We start from the raw sequence: 10,894 nt of genomic DNA, 5'->3' as shown, positions 1-10,894 counted from the left end.
CTGGTGGCGGGATCGAGGTCCGGAGGCGTCTCGGCTGGAGCGTCCGGCGCGGAGCCACGCACGGGTCTGCGCGCGCGCGCATCGTCCGGATTGTCGGGGGAATCGTGAACCATGGAGCGAATTTAGGCGCTAGGGGTGCCGATTTGAAGTTCCGGCCGTGCGGCGCGCACAGGATGGCGACGCAGTTCCCGGTAACACTCGCTTAAGCCTGTTAACAGCGCGGTAACCCGGCTTAACAGGCCTTTAACTTAAAACTCTCGATAAATCTTACGCGAAAAAGTGGTGGTTCCGTAACCATGCGGTTTGCCTCGCGCGGCGGCGTCAGGCTTCGCACCGGTTGCAACAGTTGCGTTGGAGTGTGTGATGAAGGGGCTCGTTGTGGGCGCGGCCGCGTTGGTTGCAGCCGCCTGGACAGCTTCGGCAGAGGCCGCCGATCTCAATTACGGGCAGCGTGCGCCCTATACGGTCAACCAGCCGCTGAATGCGTATAGCTGGGCAGGTCCCTATCTCGGCGGCAATATCGGCTACGAATGGGGCTCGGTCGACAACAATCCCTCAAAGCCGTCCGGCTTCGTCGGCGGCGTGCAAGCCGGCTACAACTTCCAGAACGGCCCGTTTGTGTTCGGCGTCGAGGGCGACATCCAGGCCGCCGGCGCCGACGATACCTTTGCGCCGTGGAAATTCTCCAATCCGTGGTTCGGTACCCTGCGCGGCCGCGCCGGCTACGCCTTCAACAACGTGCTGTTCTACGGCACCGCCGGCCTCGCCTTCGGCGAGCTGCGCGCGCAGACCTTCGGCTGGACGGAATCGCACACCACCGCCGGCTGGACCATCGGTGCCGGCGCGGAAGTCGGCCTGGCGCCGAACTGGAGCGCCAAGCTCGAATATCTCTACATCGACCTGTCGACCAGTCAGTTCGCAATTACGGGCGTGTCAAACGGCTATAGCGCCAGCGTTGTGCGCGCTGGCGTGAACTATCGCTTCTGATAGCTGAAGAAGAAAATACCGGACAACAACTCCCGGCCGCTCGCGGCCGGGATTTTTTTGCGCGAAATGTTGCGCCGAATGTTGCTCGTCAGGCCCGCTAGGAGAGGATGACCAGATTGACCGCCTTCGGCCCCTTCCCCTTCTTGTCCGGTTCGACTTCGAAAGTAATACGCTGTCCTTCCGCAAGGTCCTTCAGTCCGGCCCGCTCCACAGCAGTAATGTGCACGAAGACGTCGCGGCCGCCGTCGTCAGGCTTGATAAAACCGTAGCCGCGTTCGCCGTTGAAAAACTTAACCGTTCCCGTCATGGCCATCGGGAAACTCCCCCTCATTGCTCCTCCGTCGCGACGCAGACTCACGTCACGACATGACCGGGCTTACGGAGCCCGGGAGAGCTGGCCATCCTTGGGCGGACCTCAACGGTCCGGCCGGATCTTTCTTAGGCCTTCACTCCGCCGCAACCATTCGCGGAAGCGGAACGCAAAGCCAGTCACAAAAACAGCATAATACGGTTCTCAGCAGATTGACTACCGCTCCTGCATATTTTTCCCAAGAATGCCGGAGTGTTACGGCCTCGGGACCTCCAATCGGAATCTGGCAGCGCCGCCCTGGCCGAGCGGCATTTCCAGCTCGGGCAGGATCGTCTTGAGCTCGCCCTGCAGCGTATAGGGCGGATTGACGATCAGGAGCCCGGTCGAGGCGAGAGCCCCGCCATCGAGCTGGGGCGCGACGCTGAACTCGAGGCGCAGACATTTTCCCGGTGGTTTTGCTGCAGCTGCGAGCCGCGCCACCGTTTCGGCCAGCGTGTCGGTGGCACGCCGGTTCTTGGCCGGATACCAGATGACATAGATGCCGGTCGGCCATTTCGCGAAGGCCGTCGAGAAGGCTTCACCCAGCCGCTCGAACTCGTCCTTTGCTTCGAAAGGCGGATCAATCAGCACGACACCGCGCCGCTCCTTTGGCGGCACGAAGGCCGGCAGCGCCACCCAGCCGTCGAGGTCGACCACGCGGGCCTGTTCGTCGCGGCGCAGCACGCTGATCAGCGCTTTTCGCGCCTTCGGCTCGAGCTCGCAGGCGACGAGGCGGTCCTGAGGCCTGAGCAGGCCGCGCGCGATCAAGGGGGAGCCCGGATAGGCCTTGAGCTCACCCTTCGGATTGAAGGCGCGGACGATGTCGAGATATGGCTTGGCCAGCGCCGCGCTCTCGTTCGACAGGCGGGCCTGCATCAGCCGCGCGATGCCGGTCAGCCATTCGCCGCTCCGGCGCGCCTCGTCGCTGTCGAGATCGTAGAGGCCCGCGCCGGCATGGGTGTCGATGACGCGGAACGCCCCCGGCTTGTCCTGCAGATAGGTGATGATGCGCGCCAGCACGATGTGCTTGATGACATCGGTGAAGCTGCCGGCGTGAAAGGCGTGACGGTAATTCATGGCGAAGGTCTGCGGCTCACGGGAGAGAATGCGCAGCATCTTCTACTCGTCATGCCCGGGCTTGTCCCGGGCATCCACGTCCTTCGTGATGCGTTGTGAAACTCGGATGGCCGGGACAAGCGCTCCATGACGATGCGGGCGGCCAGTTTCGCGAACTAACCGCCTCTGATCGGCGGCATGGTGACCTGATCGCGGCGGCAGGCGCGGCGTTCGATCTCGTCGCAGGCGCGGAATTGCAGGTCCTTGCTGAGGCAGATGCGGACCTCGGAGAGCCGGGTCCGGTTGCAGGTGACGGAGACGGCGGTATTGCTCAGCCCCGGATTGGCCTTGATGAAGGCCTCCTCCACCTCCGCCGGCGCCACGGTCCTGGCCTGCGACAGATCGAGATATTCGGCTGGAATCTTGATCGCCGCGCGCGCTTTGCGGATCGTCTCGAAATAGCTGCGGCCTTCGAGGCCCGAGCAGGTGCCGTGCTTGTCCCATTCGTTGAAGATCAGGCCAGGCGCCGGCATCAAATCGAGCATCGAGGAGACGATGCTGCGGTTCAGTCGCGGCGCGGGACGCTGGCAATATTCGGGAAAGCCATTCTCATATTGCGGCCACAGCCCATGCACCACGAAGGCGTAGGGCCGTCCGCCGCACTGGATCTGGGAGCGGCCACCGCGCTCCGCGGCCTCCTCGCAGAACGAGGGCGACCACGACAGCGACAACACATAGAAGTCGAACTCGCCAGGCGCGTTCTGCCGCTTGTCCTGGGCCTTTGCGTCACTGGCGAACGAGGCCAGGCCCGCGGCAAGGATCAGGGAAAGGGCCAGCGAGATCACCAGGCGGGAGAACGAATGCAATCTGGAATGAAACATGGCAACGCCCCTCAACTAGACTGTGCACGGAAGCCTAGCAGGCAGCAAGAACATTTCAAGAACAAAATTCAGACGGCGGCCGCCGGCCGCCCCAATAGGTCCGAATCAGGGGCTCTAAGGCTTGGCGGCGCGGCAGGCCGGATTATAGGCCCAGTTGCGGTCGAGCCCGACCACGCACCATTCGACGCCGTTGCCGTAGCCGGCGAAGCCGCCATCCTCGATGATCGAGAAATGCACCTTGCGCACCTTGCCGTCATTGAGCATGGCCTCGCCGGTACAATAGCGGCGCGGAATGTTGTCGGACTGCCAGGGCCGGAACGCGGTCTCGCGAACGGCGGAAAAGCCAGTGATTTGCAGGGAGGAATTCCAGAACGAGCTTTCCTTTTCCCAGAACTGGGTGGCGATCGTCGGCAGCGCCCTGTCGCACTCGGCGACGGCGCCGTCATAGCGCGGCCCGCTCAGCCAGAAATTCAGCTCTAGCGGATTGGCAGCCCTGGCCTCACCGAGCGACAGCGCCCCGAACATGAGGCCGAGCACGGCGGCAAAGCGGAGCGATTTCAGGGAGGGGGCGCGCATGGGTAATCCAGACAGCTGAAGTCTTGCGAAGGTCGAACGGTGCCGCGAAGGGCGGGGGAGGTCAAGTGCAGCGCGGCAACACTTCGCCAGGAGTTGACCATAACCTCACTGCCGACGGGGCTTCAGTTCTTTTCACGGCGATCCCGGCACCGTAAACTGGCACCAACCAATTGGAGTGACGGGAATGCGAATCATTGCGGCCGCGGGCCTTCTTGCCCTGGGTATGATGGCGAGCCAGTCGGCGCGCGCCGACATTCTTCCGGTGCCGCCTTTCAAGGGCAACGACACCGGCGGCATCATCGCCTATTCCATGGCCATCCAAGTCGATGCGCGACAGGCCGCGGTCGATCACTGCGCGCGCTACGGCAAGGTGGTCAAATTCCTGGCGGTGCAGGCCTATGAGGGCGGCTACATCTCGTTCTCCTGCCGCTGGGTGCCTTATGGCGCCGCCGACCAGCCGATCCGCACGCTGTACTGAAGCGTTGTCGTAACGCCGCAATCTCTCAGCCGGGAGCCTCCACCATGACGCGCAAACTCGCTTTGCTCGGCTCGGCCGCTTGCCTCGTCGTGTCGGCAGCCAGCGCCAGCGCCGACGATTTGCCGGTGCGCAAGGCCGGCCTTTGGGAAATGAAGCTGGTCACATCAGGCTCGCCGGTGCCCGAGATGACCATGCAGCACTGCACCGACGAGACCGTCGACAAGGAGATGAGCAACAACGTCTCCCCGATGGCCAAGCAGATTTGCGCCAAGCAGGAGATCAAGAAGACAGCGACCGGCTATGTCAGCGATTCCGAGTGCAACGTCGCCGGCGTCACCACGACGTCGCACGCCGAGATATCAGGCGATTTCAACTCGGCCTACACGGTGAAGTCGTCCTCGCACGCGCAAGGCGGCGTCGCAGGCGCGGCCGGCCGCGATAGCACCATGACGCTGCAAGCCAAATGGCTCGGGGCCTGCAAGCCGGACCAGAAGCCCGGCGATATCGTGATGCCCGGCGGCTTCAAGATGAACGTGCGCGACATGGACAAGCTGAAGGCGCTGCTGCCGAAATAGGCGGGATCGTAGTCCGCAGCCCGGATGGAGCGTAGCGCAGTCCGGGGCTTTGCATCCGTTGCGAAGTTGCGAAGAATGAATCCCGGATTGCGCTGCGCTCCATCGGGGCTACGTCGTCAGCTATACCGGAATCCTCACGCTCGCCCTAAGTCCCCCCATCGGACTGTCGCCGAGGGTGATGTCGCCGCCGTGCGAGCGGGCGATGTCGCGGGCGATGGCGAGGCCAAGGCCCGTGCCGCCTTCGTCCTGGTTGCGGGCGTTGTCCAGCCGCAGGAACGGCTTGAACACTTCTTCGCGCAAATGCGCGGGAATGCCCGGCCCGTCATCGTCGATCGTGACGGTCAAATAACGGTGATCGCGCTGGCCGGTGATGGCGATGCTCTTGCCGTAGCGTGCCGCGTTGGTGACGAGGTTGGCGAGGCAGCGCTTGAACGAGGCCGGCTTCACTGTCACGACGGGCAGGCCGTGGAAGGCAACGGTCGCGGCATGACCGTGGCGTTCGGCGTCGCCGCGCAGCTCCTCGAGCGCCTGGGCCATGTCGGTCGGCTGCGACTGCTCACCGGAATCGCCGCGCGCAAACGCGAGGTAGTCCTCCAGCATCATCGACATCTCGTCGACGTCCTTGCGCATCCCCTCGAGTTCGGGGCTGTCGCCGATCAGCGCCAGCTCGAGCTTGAAGCGGGTCAGGATGGTGCGCAGATCGTGGCTGACGCCGGCGAGCATCGCCGTGCGCTGCTCCATCGTGCGCTCGATGCGCGACTTCATCTCGAGGAAGGCGACCGAGGCGCGTCGCACCTCGCGCGCGCCACGCGGCCTGAAGTTCGGCGCCTCGCGGCCCTTGCCGAAACTTTCGGCGGCATCCGCAAGCCGCAGGATCGGCCTGATCTGGTTGCGCAGGAACAGCACGGCGACGATCAGCAGGATCGACGAGGTGCCGACCATCCAGAACAGGAAAATCTCCGAGTTGGAGGCATAGGCGGCGCTGCGCTGCGCGAACACGCGCATCACGGCATCGTCGAGCTGGATGCGGATCTCGACCAGGTTTGAGCGGCCGACCGTGTCGATCCAGAACGAGCGCCCGATCTGGCGGCCGAGCTGCACCGACAGCGTCTGGTCGAGCAGCGAGAAGAACGGCTTCGGTCCCGGCGGCGGCATGTCGCCGGCGGGAAGGAAATCGACGACGAGGCCGAGGCGCTGCTGGGCGATGCGGCGGAGCTGGTCGCGGTCCCGGTCCTGCGGATAACCCTTGTAGACGTCGATCAGCGTAGCGATGTCCTGCACCACCGCGGCGGACAATCTGCGCGTCACCGTGTTCCAGTGCCGCTCCATGAACACGAAGGCGACGACCGATTGCAGCACCACCATCGGCACGATCATGATGAGGAGCGCGCGGGCGTAGAGGCCGGTCGGCATCCAGCCCTTGAACGCATTGCCCATCCAGCCATTGACGGCGGAGACGCGGCCGGCGGCGCTTCGGAGCAGCGTCAGGCCGGTATCGATCGTGCTCATCGGTCGCGCTTCACTGTGTTATGGCGAGGCCACCAGCCGGTAGCCGATGCCGCGCACCGCCTGAAGGAACAGCGGATTGGCGGGGTCGGTCTCGATCTTGCGCCGGAGGCGGTTGATCTGCACGTCGACGGCGCGTTCATTGACGCTGCCATTGCCGGTCAGCGCGCTGCGCGGCACGGTCTCGCCCGGCGTCTCCGAAAGAATGCGCAGCATCTCGCGCTCGCGGTCGGTGAGGTGGATGACCTCCTCGCCCTGACGCAGCTCCCCGCGATCGAGATGGTAGATGTAGGGGCCGAAAGCGATCTTCTCCACGGTCGCGGCCTGCGGCGGCGGGGCGGCGCGCTTGAGGATGTTGTTGATGCGCAGCGCCAGCTCGCGCGGCTCGAACGGTTTCGCCACGTAGTCGTCGGCGCCGATCTGCAGGCCCTCGATGCGGGCCTCGGCTTCATGGCGCGCCGTCAGCATCACGATCGGCACCGAGGAGGATGTCCGGATGAAGCGGGCGAGATCGAAGCCTGTCTCGCCGGGCATCATCACGTCGAGGATCAGCAGGTCGAAATGCAGACCCAGCAATTTCGATCGTGCATCGCCGGCACTGGCGGCGGTGGTGACGCGATAACCCTCGGCGGCGAGGAAGCGGGAGAGCAGATCGCGGATGCGGCGGTCGTCGTCGACGAGCAGCAGATGCGGCGCGTCATCGGCCGGACGCGCCGGCGGGCGGGCGAGAGTGGCAGCGAGCGGCACGGTCACTCCTTGGCGTTGTTGACGGAAGCGAAGATCGTCTCGAGCACCTTGTCCGGATCGTCCCGATCGATCATCGCGCGGAGGAAGCGCTTGACCGTCTCGGCATCCTGCGGGTTCATCTCGGCGAGCGCCTTGGTGATCCGCGTGGTCTGCAGCCCGGCGAGCTTCTGCACCAGTGCCTCGCCCTTCGGCGTCGCGTAGAGCAGGCGCTGGCGGCGGTCATTGTCGCCGGTCTTCTGCACGATGTAGCCTTCGTCCAGCAGCTGTTTGAGCACGCGGCCGAGCGACTGTTTGGTGATGCGCAGGACGTCGAGCAGATCGGCGACCTTGAGGCCGGGATAGCGGTAGACGAAGTGCATGACCCGGTGATGAGCCCGGCCGAAGCCGAAAGCCTCCAGCTCCTGGTCGGGATCGCCGACGAAGTCGCGATAGGCGAAGAACAGTAGCTCGATGATATCCCAGCGCAAATTGCCTCCGTCGTCTGCGGCCGGCTTGGGCTCGGCGGCGTCGTGAGAGGATGTTGCGAAATTTATGTCAGGCATATTGACGTATCTTGGGTTCAATGTTACAAAACGATCGACCCGCACGAAATTTTAGATCGTTTCGCGCGGGTGGTGTCGAAGCAAGGACGGCGGAAAGAGCCGGACAGGCGACGACGGCCGGAGCAGGTCTACCGTGCGATTGTCGAGCGGCATTTCGGCAAAACATACTGGACTTCCGCGTTCCGCAAAAGCATGTCCTCAGCGACATGCTGGCCACGGGAAACCGGCCGTAACAAGGCTGGCGGTGGTTCAGCCAGACACCCAATGAAGCCAGTCGGCCCGAAACAGGGCGGGCCGGCGCCAGAACAGCGCCGATACCGGCAGCGGGAGCCAAGGACATGAGCATGACATTCGACATCCAGCCCGCATCCAATCCGACTCCTGAGAAGGACCGTGTGGCCAGGCTGATGGACCCCGGCTTCGGACGGGTCTTCACCGATCACATGGCGATCGTCCGCTACAACCAGGCCAAGGGCGGCTGGTATGAAGCGCGGATCGAGGCCCGCGCCAATTTCCAGCTCGATCCGGCCGGCGCGGTGCTGCACTACGCCCAGGAGATCTTCGAGGGTCTCAAGGCCTACAAGCGCGACGACGGCGGCGTGAACCTGTTCCGCCCCGACGCCAATGCGCGGCGCTTCAAGGATTCGGCGGATCGCATGGCGATGGCGCAACTGCCCGAGGACGTCTTCATCGAGGCGGTCGAGCAGGTCGTGCGCATCGACCGCGCCTGGATGCCGGGCGGCGAAGGCAGCCTGTACCTGCGCCCCTTCATGATCGCCAGCGAGACCTTCCTCGGCGTCAAGCCGTCGTCCGAATACATTTTCGCGGTGATCGCTTCGCCGGTCGGTTCGTACTTCAAGGGCGGCCCTGCGCCGGTCTCGATCTGGGTGTCCGAGAATTACACGCGCGCAGCAATCGGCGGCACTGGCGCGGTGAAGTGCGGCGGCAATTATGCCGCGAGCCTGCGCGCGCAGGCTGAAGCGATCCAGCATGGCTGCGATCAGGTCGTGTTCCTCGATGCGGTCGAGCGCCGCTATATCGAGGAGCTCGGCGGCATGAACGTCTTCTTCGTGTTTGACGACGGCTCGCTCTCGACGCCGCCGCTCGGCACCATCCTGCCCGGCATCACCCGCGATTCCATCATCGCGCTGGCCAAGGATGCCGGCAAGACGGTGCGCGAGGAGCCGTACTCGCTCGACCAGTGGCGCAAGGATGCGGCCTCCGGCAAGCTCAAGGAAGCGTTTGCCTGCGGCACGGCCGCCGTCATCTCGCCGATCGGCAAGGTGCGCTCGGTGAGCGGCGATTTCGAGATCAGCGGCGGCGCCGCCGGTCCCGTCGCCATGGGCCTGCGCAAGCAGCTCGTTGACATCCAGTACGGCCGCACCAACGATCCGCACAACTGGATCCGCAAGGTGTTTTGATCCGCAGCGAGAATGTTTCCCCTCTCTCATGAGGAGAGGGGAAACACGCAATGCTTGTGGCTTTTCGTGCACTGAACGCGCCGCCATAACTCCGCGACAAAGTCAGCATACATCGAGTCATCCTGGATATCGCGATCATGGCAGCTAAGCTCTCCCAACCAATGAAATGGGTCGTTCTCGCCGCAATCACTGGCGTCTCCGTCTTCGGCGTCCTGACCATCGGCCCTACTCACGAGGTCGTCGCGCAGGACCGCTCGCCGATCGTCGACGTGCGCACCGGCGATCCCGAGATGAATGCGGCGATCGCGCGGGCCCGCGGCACGCTTCCGATCTTCTGGGCCTCCTATGACGCGCCAAAGTCGTCGGAGACCGGGCATTCCCTCAAAGCTCACTTTTCCACCCGCAAGGGCGGGGAGCACATCTGGATCGCCGAGATAAAGAAGCTGCCCAACGGCAGCTATTCCGGCCGGTTCGCCAACGAGCCGCGTGACCTGCCGGGCAAGCGGGCAGGCGACGAGGTCAAGTTCGCCGAGGCCGACATCTCGGACTGGATGTTCATGCGCAACGGCAAGATCGTCGGCGGCGAAACCATCAAGCCGCTGCTCAAATCCATGCCGAAAGCCGACGCCGACGCGCTCCGGGCGCGGATGGAGCAGCCGTAGGGCAGTTGCCGCCTCGCGCCCCGGCTGGTAAACGCCGCGCATGGCCGAGAAACCCAAAAAACCGCAGAAACTGAAGGCGCGCCTGCCGCGCGGGCTCGAGGATCGCGATCCCGCGGCGATCCGGGCGACGCGCGAGATGGTCGAGAAGATCCGCGCCGTCTACGAGCTCTACGGGTTCGAGCCCGTGGAAACGCCGGCGATGGAATATACCGACGCGCTGGGTAAGTTCCTGCCCGACCAGGATCGTCCTAACGAAGGCGTGTTCTCGTTCCAGGACGACGACGAGCAGTGGATCAGCTTGCGCTACGATTTGACGGCGCCACTGGCGCGCTATGTCGGCGAGCGCTACGGCACCGACGCGCTGGTCTTGCCCTACCGCAGCTACCGCGTCGGCTATGTCTTCCGCAACGAAAAGCCCGGCCCCGGCCGTTTCCGCCAGTTCATGCAGTTCGATGCTGACACGGTCGGCTCGGCGACGCCGGCGGCAGACGCCGAGATCTGCATGATGGCCGCGGACACGATGGAGGCGCTCGGCATCGCGCGCGGCTCCTACATCGTGAAGGTCAACAACCGCAAGGTGCTCGACGGTGTTCTGGAAGCCATCGGGCTCGGCGGTGACGAAAATGCCGCGCGTCGCCTGACGGTGCTGCGCGCGATCGACAAGCTCGACAAGTTTTCTGCCGACGAGGTCCGCAAGCTGCTCGGTCCTGGACGATGGGATGGCGGCGAAGAGGGCAAGGGCGACTTCACCAAGGGCGCCAATCTGAGCGAAGCCGAAGCCGACGTCGTTCTCGCCATCACCAAACCGCGCGAGGATTGGAAAGAGGCGATTGCCGCGGCTGAAACCTACCTCGCCAAGAGTCAGGTCGGCCAAGCTGGCGTGAGCGAGCTGGAAGAGATCGCAAAACTTGTGACGGCGTCGGGCTACGGTGCGGACCGCATCAAGATCGATCCCTCCGTCGTGCGCGGCCTCGAATATTACACCGGCCCCGTCTACGAGGTCGAGCTCCTGCTCGAGACCAAGGATGAGAAGGGCCGCCCGGTGCGCTTCGGCTCGGTCGGCGGCGGCGGTCGCTACGATGGTCTCGTCTCGCGCTTCCGCGGCGAGCCGGTG

Annotated in this window: 13 protein-coding genes; 6 read left to right on the top strand and 7 right to left on the bottom strand. The window is 64.3% G+C overall.

Annotated features, from left to right (window positions below):
- The first annotated feature begins 363 nt into the window (after nucleotides 1-363).
- A complete protein-coding gene (locus MOV75_RS14145; RefSeq protein ID WP_246922036.1) occupies nucleotides 364-987 on the top strand; it encodes an outer membrane protein in 624 nt (207 codons plus the stop codon).
- Nucleotides 988-1,084: 97 nt separating this feature from the next.
- Here the strand turns inward: MOV75_RS14145 and MOV75_RS14140 are convergent, their stop codons facing one another.
- The 4 genes from MOV75_RS14140 to MOV75_RS14125 all read right to left on the bottom strand — a co-directional run bounded on the left by MOV75_RS14140 (nucleotide 1,085) and on the right by MOV75_RS14125 (nucleotide 3,849).
- Complete coding sequence (locus MOV75_RS14140) at nucleotides 1,085-1,300, bottom strand: cold-shock protein (RefSeq protein ID WP_008544396.1); 216 nt, start codon at nucleotides 1,298-1,300, stop codon at nucleotides 1,085-1,087.
- Between the two features lie 252 nt (nucleotides 1,301-1,552).
- Complete coding sequence (locus MOV75_RS14135; RefSeq protein WP_246922050.1) at nucleotides 1,553-2,413, bottom strand: 23S rRNA (adenine(2030)-N(6))-methyltransferase RlmJ; 861 nt, start codon at nucleotides 2,411-2,413, stop codon at nucleotides 1,553-1,555.
- A gap of 155 nt (nucleotides 2,414-2,568) precedes the next feature.
- Nucleotides 2,569-3,273 (bottom strand): ribonuclease T2, encoded by a 705-nt coding sequence (locus tag MOV75_RS14130; RefSeq protein WP_246922033.1) that lies wholly within the window; start codon nucleotides 3,271-3,273, stop codon nucleotides 2,569-2,571.
- A gap of 114 nt (nucleotides 3,274-3,387) precedes the next feature.
- Nucleotides 3,388-3,849 (bottom strand): hypothetical protein, encoded by a 462-nt coding sequence (locus tag MOV75_RS14125; RefSeq protein WP_246922030.1) that lies wholly within the window; start codon nucleotides 3,847-3,849, stop codon nucleotides 3,388-3,390.
- Between the two features lie 184 nt (nucleotides 3,850-4,033).
- Here MOV75_RS14125 and MOV75_RS14120 point away from each other — a divergent pair, with 184 nt between their 5' ends.
- Both MOV75_RS14120 and MOV75_RS14115 read left to right on the top strand, forming a co-directional pair.
- The gene (locus tag MOV75_RS14120; RefSeq protein ID WP_246922027.1) at nucleotides 4,034-4,327 is read left to right on the top strand and encodes a hypothetical protein; all 294 of its coding nucleotides are present in this window, start codon (nucleotides 4,034-4,036) and stop codon (nucleotides 4,325-4,327) included.
- A gap of 44 nt (nucleotides 4,328-4,371) precedes the next feature.
- On the top strand, nucleotides 4,372-4,902 hold the full coding sequence (locus MOV75_RS14115) for a DUF3617 family protein (RefSeq protein WP_246922024.1): 531 nt from the start codon (nucleotides 4,372-4,374) through the stop codon (nucleotides 4,900-4,902).
- Nucleotides 4,903-5,022: 120 nt separating this feature from the next.
- On the opposite strand, the gene MOV75_RS14110 is transcribed toward MOV75_RS14115, so the two are convergent.
- The 3 genes from MOV75_RS14110 to MOV75_RS14100 are packed head-to-tail and all read right to left on the bottom strand — an operon-like array spanning nucleotide 5,023 to nucleotide 7,697.
- Complete coding sequence (locus MOV75_RS14110; RefSeq protein WP_246922021.1) at nucleotides 5,023-6,411, bottom strand: ATP-binding protein; 1,389 nt, start codon at nucleotides 6,409-6,411, stop codon at nucleotides 5,023-5,025.
- 18 nt (nucleotides 6,412-6,429) lie between these two features.
- Complete coding sequence (locus tag MOV75_RS14105; RefSeq protein WP_246922018.1) at nucleotides 6,430-7,161, bottom strand: response regulator; 732 nt, start codon at nucleotides 7,159-7,161, stop codon at nucleotides 6,430-6,432.
- Nucleotides 7,158-7,697 carry a MarR family winged helix-turn-helix transcriptional regulator gene (locus tag MOV75_RS14100; RefSeq protein WP_246922014.1) on the bottom strand — a complete coding sequence of 180 codons (540 nt, stop codon included), beginning with the start codon at nucleotides 7,695-7,697 and terminating at the stop codon, nucleotides 7,158-7,160. The genes MOV75_RS14105 and MOV75_RS14100 overlap by 4 nt, the downstream gene beginning before the upstream one ends.
- 338 nt (nucleotides 7,698-8,035) lie before the next feature.
- Here MOV75_RS14100 and MOV75_RS14095 point away from each other — a divergent pair, with 338 nt between their 5' ends.
- The 3 genes from MOV75_RS14095 to MOV75_RS14085 all read left to right on the top strand — a co-directional run.
- A complete protein-coding gene (locus tag MOV75_RS14095; RefSeq protein ID WP_246922012.1) occupies nucleotides 8,036-9,118 on the top strand; it encodes a branched-chain amino acid aminotransferase in 1,083 nt (360 codons plus the stop codon).
- Between the two features lie 137 nt (nucleotides 9,119-9,255).
- Nucleotides 9,256-9,780 carry a YegJ family protein gene (locus tag MOV75_RS14090; protein ID WP_246922009.1) on the top strand — a complete coding sequence of 175 codons (525 nt, stop codon included), beginning with the start codon at nucleotides 9,256-9,258 and terminating at the stop codon, nucleotides 9,778-9,780.
- 40 nt (nucleotides 9,781-9,820) lie between these two features.
- Nucleotides 9,821-10,894, top strand: a 1,074-nt coding sequence (locus MOV75_RS14085; protein WP_247006015.1) for a HisS family protein, incomplete at its 3' end; no start/stop codon positions are given.

It is taken from the genome of Bradyrhizobium sp. PRIMUS42, from assembly GCF_023006515.1.
Classification (GTDB): domain Bacteria; phylum Pseudomonadota; class Alphaproteobacteria; order Rhizobiales; family Xanthobacteraceae; genus Bradyrhizobium.
This window is presented reverse-complemented; position numbering and strand designations above follow the sequence as displayed.